We start from the raw sequence: 16057 nt of genomic DNA, 5'->3' as shown, positions 1-16057 counted from the left end.
TATCACTTACCCAGCAGGGTACGAACTCGCTTCGCATCTGCAGGTGCCAGCACCTGGTCACGGGAGAGGCGGCGAGTACGGCGTGAAGACTTGTGCTCGAGCAGGTGACGCTTACCAGCACGTTCACGCATGATTTTGCCGGAACCGGTCACGCGGAAGCGCTTCTTGGTTCCTGAGTGCGTCTTGTTCTTTCCTTTTGACATAGTGTCGTTTCCTAACCTTCAACACCTCTTGGCACTGGTGCCAAGAAAGTAGCTACTGTTCCGCGCTTTCAGCGTTCCTGGCGCTGCGAGCTTGCTCCTTGCTGGAACGTTCTGCCTGCTTGTCACGGCGGGCTTCGCGCTCAGCCTTGCGGCGGCGGCGTTGTTCGCTCATTGCTTCTGACTTGCGTCGCGTTGGGGCGAGCACCATCGTCATGTTGCGGCCATCCTGACGTGGGACGGATTCGACCGTCGCCATGTCACCGACCTCTTCTGCCAGACGTTCCAGCAAACGAACTCCCGCTTCGGGGCGAGACTGCTCGCGTCCGCGGAACATGATCATGACCTTGACTTTGTCTCCCTGGTTCAGGAAACGCTCCACGTGGTTCTTCTTCACGTTGAAGTCGTGGTCATCAATCTTCAGGCGGAAACGGATCTCTTTGAGCTGGGTGTTTGCCTGGTTGCGTCGCGCGTCGCGCGCTTTCTGTGCGGCTTCGTACTTGTACTTGCCGTAGTCCATCAATTTGGCTACTGGAGGTTTCGCGTTGGGTGCCACTTCAACGAGGTCGAGGCCTGCTTCGTCTGCCAGACGCAATGCGTCTTCGACGCGCACGACTCCGACTTGTTCTCCCGATGGGCCGACAAGACGTACTTCGTTTACTTTGATGCGCTCATTGATCCGAGGCTCGCTGATGGGTGGCTCCTTCCATGGTGGTGCATCACGAAAAAATCTCCGTGCGCAACGCAACGGAGACTGACACCACGTGGCCACAGCGATGCTGCATGCAGCATCGGCTCAAGCCAGGAACCCGATCCCCTGAGGCGGGAATCAAGGTGGGAGTATCTCCGCTTACGTCCCGGGTACGGTACCCGGACAATCGACAGCTACTGTATCACTGCCGTCGAAGGCAAATCCAGCGAGATTAGGCAGGATCGTCATGGGGTGCCTCACACTGCCAGATGTGGAAGGCCCCGCGTGCAACATCTGGTCACACACAGGGCCTTCGTCACCGAGATGCGGTGGTATGCGAATCACCCGCGGTTTACCACCATGATCCTGACGACCTCAGTTCAGTGATTTCAGGTTCAGTGCTTCCCTCGGGGAATGTCACCTGGCCTGACACACGGAATTCAACGTTGTCCGGTGAGGGGTTCTTGTTGAATTCGGTCGGATTTGTCTGGGTCTTGATCGTGGCCTTATCCGTGACGAACTCAAATGCGGAGACGTCTTCGAGGGTGGTGGGCAGTTTGGTCACTTCCAGAACAGCGAGTTTGGTGCTCTGCACGCCGCTGGGGCATGCTTCATTCAGATTTCCACCGTCGAGGGAGGCACAGCTTTCCACGAATTCCTTGGCCCGATCAAGCATCAGTGTCTGCAGTTTTTCGGTCGGTTCGGGTGCGTCCCACCAGAGCGTCGAGGATGACTCCGGGCCCCCCACGATCAGGCTCTTGTCGGGATAGTTCACATACTCATTGGATCCGTAGGATGCCTGCGCTGGGTAGATTCCGGGGTACAGGTAAAACGTCTGATACTCCTGGGAGTTCTGATCATCGTTCGTGATCGGAACGCTTTGAGAGCCGATGGTGACCGAGTCAAAAGTGCCTGGCTGGAGGGTGATCTCTGTGGCCAGTGTGTCGTCAATCTTCCAGTTCTTGAGAACGAGGAAGGTGGGCTGGGCAGGGGTGACCTGAAGTGTCGTATCGACGACTTGCCCATCAAGGTAGTATTCGACATCCAGCGTTACTCCGCGCGGCTTGTCGGAGCTGAGTGAATAGTCATCGCTGCCGGAATCAGCTCGCGTCACCGAGAAGTTCTCGATTCGCGCGGTCGCGCCGGCCATTGCTTCGTTTGTCAGAAACGCTCGTTGATTATTGGGTTTGCCTGGGTCCACCATCTGCGATGCAGCATTCGCGTCACCCGCTGCAAGATATCCCAGGTATTCTTCAGCAGCTTTTTCAGGGGTCCGCGTGCTGTTGAGGATGTAGAAAGCGATTGTCCCGATCAACGCGAGTGTCATCAGTACGCCGATGAACACCAACACGATGCGGACAGTCTTGCCGGACGAGGACTTAGTCGTGGTCGCTGCGTAGGAAGACCCGGCGCCAGAAGCCATCGCAGCAAACTGCGGCTGTGGTTGCGGCGAGTACTGTTGCGGGTTGGGCTGCTGATAGTACTGCTGCTGGGCATATTGCTGCGGTTGCTGCGTCGCTTGCGCGTATTGCTGTGCCTGCCCCTGCTGCGGTTCTGGCGAATCAGCGGGCGGTGGTGGCGGAGGCATATACGAGTCAGCACTCCCCTGAGTTTCGGAGTGTGAATTCAGGTCGTTGCCATTCGCATTTTCAGACATAGTGCCATACTCCCGGTAAAAAGATTTAGCGCATGAAAGCGCTTCTATCCTAGTCAACTTTCATCGTGAAATGGCCGATCGCGCCCGCTTTCAGAACTGGAAGGGGAAGTCGAACGAGTATGCAGGGGCTCCACTGTCATCAAAAGTAACGGCTCCGACCATCTCGAGCTCATCCTCGTGAGGGGAATCGCCTCCATCACTGCAGAGTTGAAGCTCTGGGCTGCGTAGGCATCCTTTTAAGGCAACATTTTGACAACAATCTTCCCGCTTCAGTCCTCAGGAGTCACGATCCGCATATGGAAAACAGGATTTGATTCCTTCGATAATTCGACCGTGCCCTGGACGGCGAGTTTTTGCTCCTTGTCTGGTATGTTGAGCCCGTCATCCCTGAAATGGAGTGTCACGCTCGTCACGTCTGTTTGCATGTCCGGAATCCCCGTGGAGTGTGCCATCGACACAAGCTGGTTGTCGGCGGGGCTGGCAGTGGTCAGTTCTCCATTGAGGGTGGCTGATTCTGATTGCCCGTCTGTGTAGACAGCATAAATGAATCCGCACTCTTCATCAGGATTGTCGCGCTCTTCCAGACATTCGTGCAGGAAAGCGTTCGCGCGGTCAACAAAAGCCGCAGTGAATTGCTCGGTCAGTTCCGGCTCCCACTCAACAACCGACTCAGGAGCGTATCGATCACTGTCGTCAGGTGCCACAATCAGATCCTGATCGCCAAATGTCACAAAGTCGGTGTATGTGGCCTCCGCATGGAGTTCGTAGTGCGCAGGATACAGACGCACCGCCAGTGCGTTGTCAGGGACCGTCTCCAGTGAGCTGTCCCCAATCGTCAGCTGATCGGCAAGGCCAGAGGGAAATACGACCGTCTCAGCCAGCGACCTGGTGATCTGCCAGGTATCGTCACCAACGGGCCGGCTCACCCCGATTTCCGCTTCATATTCCTGTTCGCCCAGCAGGTAAGTGACGCCGAATAGATGCGTTCCGTCTTCAGACGTGTCTCTAGCTTCGATGCTGCCTAGAACGATTCGTTCAGAAGCGCCTGAGAGCACCGCATCAGTTCTCGCCTCCGTGAATGTGCCGTCGTCATCAGAAACACTGTCTCTTTCCATCGCCCGGGCATCTTCAGCCTGTCCGGCGGCAAGATGCTCAATGTACTGGCGAACAAACACCTCAGGGTTGTCGGATTGCGACGGGCGGGCCATCATCACCATCACAATGACAGCCACGGCCACCACAGCGGCCACTGCACATACGATGCCAATAATCAGGCCGGCTTTCTTCCTGGGTGTCGTGACCGGGAGGTTGGATAACTGAAATGGGGCGGAATTCGGTGCGTGCTGCAACATCGGCTGATCTCCTTACCTGCGTCGCGACAAGTTACGATCATCGTAAGAGACCACGTTCAGGATTAACAGCTATACCGCCTGAACCCACGTTGGCGCGATCACGATCTGGTCAGCCGCAGCTTTGAGGCGATCACTGCCGTGAATGCAGTTGATTGCGCGCGACAATTCGCGTCGGACCGCTCGCTCATCACCACCGGCGGCCGCGCACAGCTCGACGATGACGCGACTGCCGCCTCCATGATGGATACGCACATCGACCACGCATCGGACACCCTCGTCCATAATGATGCGCAGCAGACCGGCGGCAAGTTCGCGATCTTTCCACGCGGGCAGCCACCTGTCCCCCACTGACAGCGAATTGCACGCGGGGCGCGGGATCACGATATTCGCACCGCGCGGATCGGCCACTATCAGCCCTCGGGTTTCGACGAGGGCGCTCAACGCGGCAAGGCGCGTTGAGACAGGCAATGGGCGTGCCTGTGGGTCAAACGCTGCAAGCTCATCCGTTGACGTGAACACGGCCAATGCCGGGCCTTCAGGTGTTTCCGCCCTGGTGAACTCCACGTGGTTGTCAGAGTTTCCGCCATTGAGGACAACTGGAATAATGACGCGCTCACTGCTCAGTGCGTGAACAAGCTGTTCGAGGCGCTCGCCCTGCTCGCTGCGGGTACCGGCTGGCAGTCCGAGTGCGTGACGCGTCAACGGCAACGTCTGGCCACAATCCGATGAGTCGGTGTGCAGTGTCAGGCGCTGCGCAATCTTGTCGCGTTGCTCATCGCTCAGTTCCATCATGACTGTTGAGGGCCGGCCGCTTCCAGCGCCTCTTCCAACGTGAACGCCCCGGCGTACAGGGCTTTACCAATGATTGCACCTTCCAGGCCGATCGACGTCAGTTCACGCAGGGCTCGAATATCGTCAATGCTGGACACACCGCCCGAGGCGACAACCGGCGCATCGGTACGTTCACATACGGCGCGGAGCAGATCAATATTCGGCCCCTGCATCATGCCGTCACGCGCCACATCGGTGACCACATATCGGGCACAGCCAGCCTCGTTCAGACGCTCCAGGACCTTCCAGACATTTCCACCTGGTTTCGTCCAGCCTCGTGCTGCCAGAGTCTCACCGCGCACATCCAGGCCCACGGCAACCTGATCGCCGTAACGCTGGATAATCGATTCGGTCCATTCGGGGTCTTCCAGCGCTGCCGTGCCGATATTGATGCGGCGTGCACCGGTGGCCAGGGCGCGCTGAAGTGAGGCGTCATCACGGATGCCGCCCGACAGTTCAACGTGCAGCGGGATCTGGCGTACGACATCAGCCAGCAGGTCGATATTGGATCCGCGTCCAAAAGCGGCATCCAGGTCAACCAGGTGCAGCCACGCGGCGCCTGCGTGGGTGAACGCCTGTGCAGCTTCCAGGGGTACGCCGTACTGTGTTTCCGTTCCTGCCTCACCCTGGCGCAAGCGCACTGCTTGCCCCTCAACCACGTCAACGGCAGGCAGAAGAATCAACGGAGTATCCATCAGTCACCTTTTCTAGTCAGATAGAGCGGTTTTAGTCAGACACGGTGGTCGCCAACCAATTCTGCAGCAGCTTCAAGCCGGCGGCACCAGATTTTTCGGGGTGGAACTGTGTGGCGTTCAGCGCTCCGTCTTCCACGGCTGCGACAAAGCGCTGACCGTAGGTTGCCCAGCTCGTCTGCGGAGCAGCTGCGGTGCGAGGGCGAGATGTCTGAGCCGGATCATCCATCACGGCGTAGGAATGCACGAAGTAGAAGTACTCCTCATCCAGTCCGTCGAACAGTGTCGTGTCGGATGCGGCTTCAACCTGTGTCCACCCCATGTGTGGAATGATGGGCGCGTCCAGACGGTCCACGGTTCCGTCCCACTGCCCCAGGCCCTCGGTCGTGCCCTTTTCAGTGGAGCGGTCGAACATGATCTGCAGCCCGACGCAGATTCCCAGCACGGGCCTTGCACCTGCGATCCGGCGTTCAATCATCCTCAGGCCTTGCACTGCGCGCAGCTGGTCCATCACCGTGATGAATGCTCCCACACCTGGCACCACCAGGCCGTCAGCTTCGCTGACTTCCTGCGGATCGGCGCTCAGTGAGACGTCGGCACCGGCTCGTTCCAGCGCACTGCACGCTGAGCGCACGTTACCTGACCCGAATTTCAAGACGACGATTCGAGGGCGTCGCTGCATCATGCTCATGGTTTTCTGAACCACCCTAATGGGCCGCGTGGCCGCTTCAGGCATGTGCCATCAGGTGCGACCGACCCGTTGTAGTCATCCGGGGTGGTTCTGCCCAGCAGCAGGTCTTCAAGGGCCACCGGCATTGATCCGATCAGCACGCCAGCTGGAATATCGTCTTCCGGCTCGCCCGACACGTATCGGCGTGCACTGATCTGTCCGGATACACCCGGCTCCACATCTTCCTCGTCACCTTCAACCAGCCACGACATGATTGCCACGGAGCCCAGCTTGGACAGGCGTGAGGTCAGTCGTGCCACCTGATCCACTTCGGGTGGCATGGAGCGGCACTTGCCCATCAGTGAGGCCAGCTCGTCTTCCTCGGTCATCGGCTGATTGGAATCAACTTTCAGCCAAATCGCGGTCCACGGCTTAATCGGGACGACGTGGACGGAAAGCCCGGCCAGCTGCAGGAGTTTGTGCAGCGCCTCGGCTGACGGAATCGGTGTGAGCACCAATGCGACCGACAGGGATCCACCTTCCAGGTGCAAGGATTCATCAACCGGAGTGTCCAGGTCATGCCGTTCGGCAGGTGCGCTTGAGCGCTCGAAGTCCGCAACGATTCCCGCGAACTTAGCGTCAATGTCCTCATCGTCAGGACGCTGAGGAACATCCTGGACCATTACAGTGCTCCTTTGGTAGACGGAATGCCACTCACCCGTGGATCCGGTTCAACAGCGCCGCGCATCGCGCGGGCAAGTGCCTTGAACTGCGCTTCCACAATGTGGTGCGGGTCGCGACCGGCAAGCAGACGCACATGCAGACAGATTCCGGCGTTATAGGCCAGCGACTCAAACACGTGTCGTGTCATGGAGCCGGTGAAGTGCCCGCCAATGAGGTGGTATTCCTGGCCGGCCGGCTCGCCCTCGTGCACGAGGTACGGCCGCCCTGAAATGTCCACAACAGCATGAGCGAGGGCTTCGTCCAGGGGCACCGTAGCATCTGCGAAACGGCGGATTCCTGCCTTGTCACCAAGCGCCAACTTGATGGCCTGGCCCAGGCAGATCGCGGTGTCTTCGACAGTGTGGTGCACGTCCACGTCCACATCCCCGCGCGCCTGAACAGTCAGGTCGATCAGGGAGTGACGCCCAAATGCGGTGAGCATATGGTCGTAGAACGGCACACCAGTCGAAATGTTGGTCACGCCGCTGCCGTCAAGATTCACTTCCAGGTGAATTGTTGACTCTGATGTTTCGCGGTCAATTGTCGCAGTTCGCGCGTTCATGAGAGAACCTCCTCCAGTGCCGTCATGAATTGCTGGTTTTCCTCAGGTGTCCCTACGCTGACCCGCAGCCAGCCGTCAGGGCCGACGACGCGGATCAACACGCCCCGCTCCAGGAGCTTGTCAAAGATGTCCTGCCGGTTATCGAAACGTCCAAAGAAAATGAAGTTCGCGTCAGATTGAGCCACCTGCAGCCCTCGTGATTCCAGCCAGTGCGCGAGGGCGTCCCGACTGTCACGCAGGTCGGCCACCTGCTGCATGAGGCTTTCACGGTGACGCAGCGCCGCCAGTGCCACTGCCTGCGTGATGGCTGACAGATGGTAGGGCAAGCGCACCAGCATGATCGCGTCAATGACGTCCTGGCAGGCCACCATGTATCCCAGACGCAGCCCCGCCATTCCAAATGCTTTCGACATGGTGCGGGAGACGACCACGTGCGGATTCTGCTCAACGAGTTCGAGTGCCGAGGATGTCCCCGCACGCCTGAATTCCGCGTACGCTTCATCGATGACCAGCAGGCTCGCTGTGGGCTGTCCGTCCGGCCCGACAGGCCCGCTGAATCGTGTGTCGTCAGCCAGGGAGCGGATGTCGTCAAGTGACAGTGCTGTTCCGGTGGGATTGTTCGGACTGGCCAGCAGAACGACTGCCGGATGCTCAGTTTCGAGCAGGTCGCGCAAAGCATCCAGGTCGATGGAAAAATCCTCGTGCCGATCACACGTGACCCACCGTGAGCACGTGTCGCGCGCGTACTCGTGATACATCGAGTATGTCGGGGCACATGAAACGACGGTCCGTGACGTGCCGGCGAATGCCTGCAGAATCTGGGTCATGACTTCGTTGGAACCGTTGGCTGCCCATACATGTTCGGGCGGAACACTTACACCGCTTTCGTCAGCCAGATATCGTGCCAGTTCCCCACGCAGTTCCAGAAAATCGCGATCCGGGTAGCGGTTCAGCCCGCTGGCGGCGCGAGCCACTGAGCGCGCGATATCGTCAACCAGCTCGTCAGAAGGCGCCCACGGATTCTCATTGACGTTCAGGCGTACGGGCACCTCCAGTTGGGGCGCGCCATACGGGCTCAGTCCCGCAAGTTCAGGGCGCAGCGGCAAACGTAAATCAGTCATTGCGTCCGCCTTCCTCGCGTCGGATCAGCGCGGCTGCTCCGTGCGCCGGCAGGTCTTCGGCACATGCCAGCGTGTTGAGGTCATCGGTGAGCGCTTCGAGCGCATCGCGTGAATACTCGACGACCTGCTGGCTGCGCAGATACTGTCCCACGTTCAGTCCGGCAGCGTAGCGGGCGGTGCCTCCTGTGGGCAGGACGTGGTTGGAGCCTGCAACGTAGTCGCCCAGCGGTACCGGCGTGTACGGGCCGACAAAAATGGCACCTGCGTTGCGCACGCGCAGCGCTACTTCGGCAGCATTCTCAGTCTGTACTTCGAGGTGTTCGGGAGCATACGCATCCACAACGCGCAGCCCAGCATCCAGATCATCGACGAGAACGATGCCCGACTGCGGTCCGCTCAGCGCCGTCATAATGCGTTCGGTGTGCGCGGTCAGCGGTGCCAGCCGCTGAATCTCAGCTTCCACTGCATCCGCAAGCGGCTCACTGTCCGTGATCAGAACAGATGCGGCAGCAGGATCATGTTCCGCCTGGCTGATCAAGTCAGCGGCAACGAAAGCGGGGTGAGCATCACCATCGGCAAGGATCGCTATTTCAGTGGTTCCCGCTTCCGCATCGATCCCCACGTGAGCAGACACCACCCGTTTAGCTGCGGCCACATAAATGTTGCCCGGTCCTGCTACGACATCAACCGGTTCACACACGTCACCCTCGTCGTCAAATCCGTAGGCAAGGCCGGCGATTGCCTGCGCACCACCCATTGCCCACACGTCGTCCACGCCCAGCAGTGCGCACGCTGCAAGGATTGTCGGGTGCGGCAGTCCGCCGAACTCGCGTTGCGGCGGTGAAGCCAGGGCGATTGAGCTGACGCCGGCGACCTGCGCGCACACCACGTTCATCACAACTGAGGAGGGGTAGACAGCCAAGCCACCTGGGACGTAGACACCGGCGCGCTGCACTGGTACCCACCGCTGGGTAATCGTGCCGCCGGGAATGATGGTGGCGTGTTGCGTGGTGGGCAGCTGGACAGTGTGGCCGGCGCGGTTATGCTCGATCGACACTTCCAGCGCGCCGCGCACCGCAGGGTCAAGTCCATCGAGGGCGGCACGGATCTGGTCGGCCGGTACCTTCAGGCGATCGGGACGCACATGGTCGAAACGCTCGGCACAGTCCTTGATGGCGCTCGCACCCTCGTGGATGACGCTGTCGATAATCGGCGTGACAGCCTCGACCGCTGCGGTGATGTCGAATGCAGCTCGTGGCAGTTGACGGCGGATTGCATCTGTGGTGGCACTGGTGCCGCGAAGATCCATGCGTTTCATAACTCTTAGCCTAACTCAGGAGGTCATCACTCCGTCTGCTCCGACCACGGCCTTGACCTGGCTGAAAAATGCGCTGGATTTTTCGACGCGGTACTTCGGGTCAACTTCGACGATTGTGACGCGCCCGCCTTGGCGCAAGTGGATGCGCACAGGTGATTCGCCTGGGAAAGCTTCCAGCACGTCTTTGAGTTCGGTCAGCATTGAGCGAGTGCATCGGCCAGGAGTCATCTGCAGGTCCAGCGGGGAGTCCTGATCGTCACGCAGATCCAGCAACGTCATGGCCTGGCCGATCAGTTCGACGTTCTCATCGCGCTGGGTGACGCGCCCCTCGACCTGGACGATCGTGTCGGTAGCCAGGTAGGACTGAATTGTTTCGAACGAGCGAGGGAAGAAAAGCACTTCGATGGAAGCGCTGAGGTCTTCCACCGTTGCGATCGCCCACTGGTTGCCCTGCTTGGTGACCTTCATCTGAACCGACGACACCAGTCCTGCGACGCGCACCTTGCGGTCCGCCATGGCTTCTTCGGAGGAGACGATCGCGGCGATGTCGATGTCCTGGTATCGGCGCAGCGCCGCTTCCACACCGCGCAGTGGATGGTCGGAGACATACAGGCCAAGCATTTCGCGTTCATCGGCCAGTTTGTGCCGCTTATCGAATTCGGGCAGGTCAGGGATTTCGACCGTGAGGGAGGACTGTACAGGTGCTGCTGCTCCACCCATGGCGGCAAACAGGTCGAACTGGCCGATGGCCTCATTGCGTTTCAGGTCGGTGACCGCGTCGACGGCCTCGTCGCAGCGGGACAGCAGGGAGCGCCGGTTCTTCCCCAGAGAGTCGAAGGCGCCGGCCTTAATGAGTGACTGGATGGTGCGCTTATTGCACACGGTGGCAGGTACCTTGTCCAGGAGGTCCTGGAAGGAGGTATACGCGCCTTTTTCCGAGCGCGCCTGCACGATACCGTCCACCACGTTCGCGCCGACGTTCTGGATCGCAGACAGGCCAAAACGGATGTTCGACCCATCTGGCGCGAACGTGCCCATCGAAGCGTTGACGTCGGGGGGCAAAACGGTGATATCCATGTGACGACATTCAGCCAGGTACAAGGCTCGCCGATCCTTGTTGTCTTTGGTCGAGGTCAGCAATGCGGCCATGTATTCAGTGGGAAAATTCGCCTTGAGGTAGGCAGTCCAGTACGACACCAATCCGTACGCCGCCGAGTGCGCCTTGTTGAACGCGTAGTTCGAGAACGGAACCAGAATGTCCCACAGTGTTTTCACCGCATCATCGGAATAGCCATGTTCGCGCATCCCCTGCGAGAACGGTCCGAACTCCTGGTCCAGAATCTTTTTCTTCTTCTTACCCATCGCGCGTCGGAGCATATCTGCCTGACCCAGTGAGTATCCGGCCAGTTTCTGCGCGATCTGCATGACCTGTTCCTGGTAGACGATCAGACCGTACGTAGTGCCCAGAATGTCTTTGAGCGGCTCAGCAAGTTCAGGGTGAATGGGAGTGATTTCCTGACGCCCGTTCTTACGCAGAGCGTAGTTCGTGTGCGAGTCTGCGCCCATCGGGCCGGGTCGGTACAACGCGCCCACAGCTGAAATATCTTCAAAGTTGTCGGGGCGCATCAGTTTGAGAAGTTCTCGCATCCCCGAGCCATCCAGCTGGAACACGCCGAGCGTGTCGCCGCGTGCCAACAGGTCGTAGGTTGCCGGGTCGTTGAGCGGCAACTGATCAAGGTCCGGGACATCCTTGTTGTTCAGCCTGATATTTTCGAGGGCGTCTGACAGGACCGTGAGGTTTCGCAGCCCCAGGAAGTCCATCTTCAGCAACCCCAGCGCTTCACACGTGGGATAGTCGAACTGCGTAATGATCGCGCCGTCAGCGAGGCGCTTCATGATCGGAATAATGTCGGTCAGCGTATGCGAGGACATGATCACCGCGCATGCGTGGACACCCCATTGTCGTGTCAGTCCTTCCAGTCCCATCGCCAGGTTGACGATGTCGTGAGTCTGCGGATTTTCCTCGTAGTATTTACGGAACTCCGCTGCCTCGCCGTAGCGCTTGTCTTCCTTGTCGAAAATGCCGTGCACTGAAATGTTCTTGCCCATCACTGCCGGGGGCAGTGCCTTGGTGAGCTGCTCGCCTGTCTTGAAGTCGTAGCCGAGCAGTCGTGCTGAGTCCTTCAGTGCCTGTTTCGTCATGATTCGTCCGAAGGTGACGACCTGACTGATCCGGTCTTCGCCGTATTTACGTTTCACGTATTCGATCACTTCGTCGCGGCGACGTTCGTCGAAGTCCACATCGAAGTCAGGCATGGAGACGCGCTCGGGGTTGAGGAAGCGTTCGAAAATCAGGCCGTGTTCCATTGGGTTCAGCTCGGTGATACGCATCGCGTAGGCCACCATGGAGCCAGCACCGGAGCCTCGGCCAGGCCCCACGCGGATGCCCTGATGCTTGGCCCAGTTGATGTAGTCCGCCACCGTCAGGAAGTAGCCGGGGAACCCCATCGAGATAATGACGTCTTCTTCGTATTCAGCCTGTTTACGCACGTCATCAGGAACGCCGTCCGGGAAACGGTCGGCCAGCCCTCGTTCAACTTCCTTGATGAACCACGATGTTTTGTCTTCGCCCTCGGGCACGGGGAAATCGGGCATGTAGTTGGCGCCCTCTTTGGTGGTGGTGAAGTGCACGTCGCAGCGTTCAGCAATGTCCAGGGTGGTGTCGCATGCTTCGGGCAGTTCAGCCCAGGTGCGACGCATGTCTTCGCTGGAGCGGATATAGTAGCCGTCGCCGTCGAATTTGAAGCGGTCCTGGTCAGCCAGCTTGGCACCCGAGTTGATGCACAATAACGCGTCCTGCACATCGCGGTCTTCATTTTTAACGTAGTGCGCATCGTTGGTCGCTACCAGTGGAGCATCCATGAGCTTGGCCAATTTGAGCAGGTCATTGCGTGTGCGTCGTTCAAATTCGATGCCGTGATCCATGACTTCGACATAGAAGTTCTCCGGCCCGAAAATGTCGCGCAGCTCCCCTGCTTCACGCACTGCTTCATCCCACTGACCCAACCGCATATGGGTTTGGACGGCTCCCGACGGGCACCCTGAGAAAACGATCAACCCTTCGTGGTATTCCTGCAGCAGTTCCTTGTCGGCACGCGGCCACTTACCAAACTGTCCTTCCGTGGAGGCGCGTGAACCAAGGCGAAACAGATTCAGCATGCCTTCGGTCGTGTAGGCCAGCAGTGTCAGGTGGTTGTATGCGCCATTGGCCGAAACGTCGTCACTGCGCTGCCACGGTTCTCCCCAGTGGACACGCTTCGTGTCAAATCTGGACGTGCCGGGAGTGACGTATGCTTCAAGGCCAATGATGGGTTTAATTCCGGCATCTTTGCACGCTGAATAGAATTCGAAGGCGCCGAACAGGTATCCGTGATCGGTCAGTCCGATTGCCGGTTGTTCGAGGCGGGCAGCTTCCTGAACCATCGGCGCGATTTTCGCTGCGCCGTCCAGCATGGAGTATTCGGAGTGGTTGTGAAGATGAACGAAACTGTCACGGGTGGCCATACGTGTCATCTTAATGGTTCTGCAGTGCCCTCGATGAGCTGAGCGAGGTGACGATGCTCAATTCCTGCATCCCAGAATGTGTCGTCGCCGTGTGACACATATCCGAGGCGTTCGTAGAATCCCTGTGCCTGCAGTTGCGCGTCGAGGTCGACCCGGGCGTGCCTGCCGGCAGGGGTTCGTCGTTTGACTTCTTCGTGCAGAGCATTGACGAGGGCGGCTCCGCATCCACTGCCGCGTGCCTCCTGTCTGACAGCAAGGCGCCCCAGGTGATAGCAATCATCACCATCCGGGATGAGGCGCACGGTTCCAACAGGGTGGCCAGCCTCGTCCTCGGCAATGAATTGGGTGACGGCGGGGTTGAAGTCGCGTGCATCAATTTCAAGGACCATAGGAACGTGCTGTTCAACAACGAACACATCCCACCTGATCGAGATAATGGCGAAGCGGTCGGAGTCGGTGGCGCGTCGGACGTGAAGAGTGGTCATCGTGGTTTTCTCAGGAGGGTGAGGGCAGCATCAAGGTCGTCCATGTACGGTGCGTCCACGGTGACGTGTTTGCCGGTGCGTGGGTGTGCGAAGCCGAGCTGGACGGCGTGCAACCATTGACGTTCCAAGCCGAGGCGTTCAGCCTGCGTGGGGTCAGCGCCGTAGAACACGTCGCCGACACACGGATGGTTGACCGCTGCCATGTGGACGCGGATCTGGTGTGTGCGGCCGGTTTCCAGGTGGATTGACAGCAGGGCTGCACCAGCCATGAGTTCGAGGGTGTCGTAATGTGTCACGGCACGCTTGCCACCTTCGATAACGGCCATGCGCCATTCGCGCGACGGATGGCGGCCAATGGGCGCGTCGATGGTGCCCGATGGCGGATCCAAGTGTCCGGCGACCACGGCATGGTAAATCTTCGTGACGGTGCGTTCCTTGAAGGCCCGTTTCATCACCGAATATGCCAGTTCGGATTTGGCGACCATCATGGCGCCAGATGTACCCACGTCAAGGCGGTGCACGATTCCCTGGCGTTCGGGCGGGCCTGACAGTGCGATGCGGAAGCCTGCGGCTTCCAGGTTGCCGATCACTGTGGGACCGGTCCATCCCGGGCCCGTGTGTGCCGCAACGCCGACAGGTTTGTTGACCACGACGATGTCGTCATCATCGTAGAGGATGTCCATGCCGGTCACGGGTGCGGGTTGCACACGGTGCTGCGGTATGTCGACTTCAATGAGGTCCTGAAGGCTGAGCCGGTCCGACTTCCGACTGACGGCACCGTTGATGCGCACGTGTCCTGCGCTGACAAGGTCACCGGCCTGAGAGCGTGACATGCCGAGCATGCGTGAGAGTGCCACGTCCACGCGGGTATCGACCAGCGCGTCCGGCACTGGCAGGTAGCGGTGCTCGAACTCGTCACTCATCGGTGCGCGCACCGGAATGGGAGTGTTCTGTTCGCAGGAAGATGATCACCATCAACACTGCTGCCACAACGATCCAGATATCGGCAACGTTGCCAACGAAGTAGTCGTTGTAGTTGATGAAGTCAACGACGTGTCCGCGCCCGAACGAGGGAGGCTGCACGAGGCGATCCACTAGGTTACCCGCCGCTCCCCCGGCAAGAAGACCCACCACGGCTGCCACACTCGTGGAGGTGATTTTCGGCAGGACCCAGATGATGACGCCGAGCACGACCACTGAGATGATCGTGAAAATCCACGTTGAGCCTGCCCCCATCGAGAAGGCGGCTCCGGAGTTCCTGACCAGCTGGAGACTCAGGAAGTCACCAATAAGTGGACGGCGCTGCCCCTCGGACAACGAGGACAAAGCCCAGAACTTCGTGACCTGGTCACTGATCAGTGCGACGAGTGCTACGACTATGGCGCTGACCAGTGGGCGCCGTGACACATTCGTTGCAGCTGGACTCGTTGACACATGTTCTCCTAACAGGTGGGGCATAAATGTGGCGGCAGCGTCTGGTACGCCGCCGCCACACAGTCATTGGCTTGAGAAACGTCAGTTTTCCGAGCTGTCCTCGTTCACTTCGGTCAGAAGTTTCTCGAGGTGAGTGCGGATGGACTGACGGTATTCCGTCTCGAATCCACGCAACTCGTTGATCTTGTTTTCCAGCAGTCCGCGCTCCTGGTCGAGCTGAGCAAGGATCGTTTCATGCTTGCTCTCTGCGTCGGCAACGATCTCATCGCCCTTGGTGCGAGCTTCAGCAATGATGCGTTCTGATTCTTCGCGGCCGTCGCGCACGTACTCGTCGTGGACGCGCTGCGCCAAAGCAAGCATCGAGGTTGCGGATTCGGGTTCGCTGGGCGTGGCAGGCTGAACCGGCTGCACAGGCTGAACGGGTTCTGGTTCTGGTTCTGGTTCGGGCTGCGCGACCTGCGGTTCTTCCTCGACAACAGGCTGAGCAGTTTCGGCAGGAGTGGAGAAGCCAGATGCGTCGGCCGAACCTTCCTGGAGTTCGGTGATGCGGCGTTCGGCTGCTTCAAGCTTTTCCTGGAGATTCTGCTTCTCCATGTTCAGGTAGTAGATCGTCGCAACGACTCGGTCGAGAAAATTGTCAACCTCGACGGGGTCGTAGCCTTCACGGAACTTCACTGCCTGGAAGTTCTTGTTCAGAACTTCGTCCGTTGTCAGCAGCTGAATCTGTTCCTGACCTGTGGGCTCGTCCATTTCCTCA

At 59.1% G+C, this 16057-nt stretch carries 16 protein-coding genes; all 16 read right to left on the bottom strand.

The window, feature by feature from the left end; translation table 11 throughout:
- Positions 1-2 precede the first annotated feature (2 nt).
- Complete coding sequence (gene rpmI / locus BN3002_RS02685; protein WP_058236483.1) at positions 3-203, bottom strand: 50S ribosomal protein L35; 201 nt, start codon at positions 201-203, stop codon at positions 3-5.
- Positions 204-255: 52 nt separating this feature from the next.
- The gene (gene infC / locus BN3002_RS02680; RefSeq protein ID WP_227469198.1) at positions 256-972 is read right to left on the bottom strand and encodes a translation initiation factor IF-3; all 717 of its coding nucleotides are present in this window, start codon (positions 970-972) and stop codon (positions 256-258) included.
- Between the two features lie 271 nt (positions 973-1243).
- Positions 1244-2548, bottom strand: coding sequence for a hypothetical protein (locus BN3002_RS02675; RefSeq protein ID WP_058236482.1), 1305 nt, complete (start codon positions 2546-2548; stop codon positions 1244-1246).
- 269 nt (positions 2549-2817) lie between these two features.
- Complete coding sequence (locus tag BN3002_RS02670; RefSeq protein WP_058236481.1) at positions 2818-3900, bottom strand: hypothetical protein; 1083 nt, start codon at positions 3898-3900, stop codon at positions 2818-2820.
- A gap of 69 nt (positions 3901-3969) precedes the next feature.
- Positions 3970-4692 (bottom strand): SseB family protein, encoded by a 723-nt coding sequence (locus tag BN3002_RS02665; protein ID WP_074026157.1) that lies wholly within the window; start codon positions 4690-4692, stop codon positions 3970-3972.
- A complete protein-coding gene (gene priA / locus BN3002_RS02660; protein WP_058236479.1) occupies positions 4689-5426 on the bottom strand; it encodes a bifunctional 1-(5-phosphoribosyl)-5-((5-phosphoribosylamino)methylideneamino)imidazole-4-carboxamide isomerase/phosphoribosylanthranilate isomerase PriA in 738 nt (245 codons plus the stop codon). Before priA ends, BN3002_RS02665 begins: the two co-directional genes overlap by 4 nt.
- Positions 5427-5457: 31 nt before the next feature.
- Positions 5458-6114 carry an imidazole glycerol phosphate synthase subunit HisH gene (gene hisH, locus BN3002_RS02655; protein ID WP_257525446.1) on the bottom strand — a complete coding sequence of 219 codons (657 nt, stop codon included), beginning with the start codon at positions 6112-6114 and terminating at the stop codon, positions 5458-5460.
- A complete protein-coding gene (locus BN3002_RS02650) occupies positions 6111-6776 on the bottom strand; it encodes a hypothetical protein (protein WP_058236478.1) in 666 nt (221 codons plus the stop codon). The genes hisH and BN3002_RS02650 overlap by 4 nt, the downstream gene beginning before the upstream one ends.
- Positions 6776-7378 (bottom strand): imidazoleglycerol-phosphate dehydratase HisB, encoded by a 603-nt coding sequence (gene hisB, locus BN3002_RS02645; protein ID WP_058236477.1) that lies wholly within the window; start codon positions 7376-7378, stop codon positions 6776-6778. Before hisB ends, BN3002_RS02650 begins: the two co-directional genes overlap by 1 nt.
- Positions 7375-8499, bottom strand: coding sequence for a histidinol-phosphate transaminase (locus BN3002_RS02640; RefSeq protein WP_058236476.1), 1125 nt, complete (start codon positions 8497-8499; stop codon positions 7375-7377). The genes hisB and BN3002_RS02640 overlap by 4 nt, the downstream gene beginning before the upstream one ends.
- A complete protein-coding gene (gene hisD, locus BN3002_RS02635; protein ID WP_058236475.1) occupies positions 8492-9817 on the bottom strand; it encodes a histidinol dehydrogenase in 1326 nt (441 codons plus the stop codon). Before hisD ends, BN3002_RS02640 begins: the two co-directional genes overlap by 8 nt.
- 15 nt (positions 9818-9832) lie before the next feature.
- Positions 9833-13381: a DNA polymerase III subunit alpha gene (dnaE, locus tag BN3002_RS02630; protein WP_058236867.1), complete on the bottom strand. Its 3549-nt coding sequence runs from the start codon at positions 13379-13381 to the stop codon at positions 9833-9835.
- Between the two features lie 5 nt (positions 13382-13386).
- On the bottom strand, positions 13387-13866 hold the full coding sequence (locus tag BN3002_RS02625) for a GNAT family N-acetyltransferase (protein ID WP_058236474.1): 480 nt from the start codon (positions 13864-13866) through the stop codon (positions 13387-13389).
- Positions 13863-14789, bottom strand: coding sequence for an RluA family pseudouridine synthase (locus BN3002_RS02620; protein WP_058236866.1), 927 nt, complete (start codon positions 14787-14789; stop codon positions 13863-13865). The genes BN3002_RS02625 and BN3002_RS02620 overlap by 4 nt, the downstream gene beginning before the upstream one ends.
- Entirely contained in the window at positions 14782-15300 is a 519-nt protein-coding gene (lspA, locus tag BN3002_RS02615; protein WP_257525445.1) for a signal peptidase II, read from the bottom strand. Before lspA ends, BN3002_RS02620 begins: the two co-directional genes overlap by 8 nt.
- Positions 15301-15381: 81 nt before the next feature.
- Positions 15382-16023, bottom strand: a complete 642-nt coding sequence (locus BN3002_RS02610; protein WP_058236864.1) for a DivIVA domain-containing protein — start codon at positions 16021-16023, stop codon at positions 15382-15384.
- Positions 16024-16057 lie beyond the last annotated feature (34 nt).

This window comes from Actinomyces ihuae (genome assembly GCF_001457875.1).
Classification (GTDB): domain Bacteria; phylum Actinomycetota; class Actinomycetes; order Actinomycetales; family Actinomycetaceae; genus Pauljensenia; species Pauljensenia radingae_A.
Note: the sequence above shows the minus strand (reverse complement) of the source record. Positions and strands in the feature narration are given on the sequence as shown.

Excerpts from the sequence above, each read along its gene's own strand:
- rpmI (WP_058236483.1), bottom strand. The coding sequence starts at position 203 with ATGTCAAAAGGAAAGAACAAGACGCACTCAGGAACCAAGAAGCGCTTC.
- BN3002_RS02675 (WP_058236482.1), bottom strand. The coding sequence starts at position 2,548 with ATGTCTGAAAATGCGAATGGCAACGACCTGAATTCACACTCCGAAACT.
- BN3002_RS02670 (WP_058236481.1), bottom strand. The coding sequence starts at position 3,900 with ATGTTGCAGCACGCACCGAATTCCGCCCCATTTCAGTTATCCAACCTC.
- BN3002_RS02665 (WP_074026157.1), bottom strand. The coding sequence starts at position 4,692 with ATGATGGAACTGAGCGATGAGCAACGCGACAAGATTGCGCAGCGCCTG.
- priA (WP_058236479.1), bottom strand. The coding sequence starts at position 5,426 with ATGGATACTCCGTTGATTCTTCTGCCTGCCGTTGACGTGGTTGAGGGG.
- hisH (WP_257525446.1), bottom strand. The coding sequence starts at position 6,114 with ATGAGCATGATGCAGCGACGCCCTCGAATCGTCGTCTTGAAATTCGGG.
- BN3002_RS02650 (WP_058236478.1), bottom strand. The coding sequence starts at position 6,776 with ATGGTCCAGGATGTTCCTCAGCGTCCTGACGATGAGGACATTGACGCT.
- hisB (WP_058236477.1), bottom strand. The coding sequence starts at position 7,378 with ATGAACGCGCGAACTGCGACAATTGACCGCGAAACATCAGAGTCAACA.
- BN3002_RS02640 (WP_058236476.1), bottom strand. The coding sequence starts at position 8,499 with ATGACTGATTTACGTTTGCCGCTGCGCCCTGAACTTGCGGGACTGAGC.
- hisD (WP_058236475.1), bottom strand. The coding sequence starts at position 9,817 with ATGAAACGCATGGATCTTCGCGGCACCAGTGCCACCACAGATGCAATC.
- dnaE (WP_058236867.1), bottom strand. The coding sequence starts at position 13,381 with ATGGCCACCCGTGACAGTTTCGTTCATCTTCACAACCACTCCGAATAC.
- BN3002_RS02625 (WP_058236474.1), bottom strand. The coding sequence starts at position 13,866 with ATGACCACTCTTCACGTCCGACGCGCCACCGACTCCGACCGCTTCGCC.
- BN3002_RS02620 (WP_058236866.1), bottom strand. The coding sequence starts at position 14,789 with ATGAGTGACGAGTTCGAGCACCGCTACCTGCCAGTGCCGGACGCGCTG.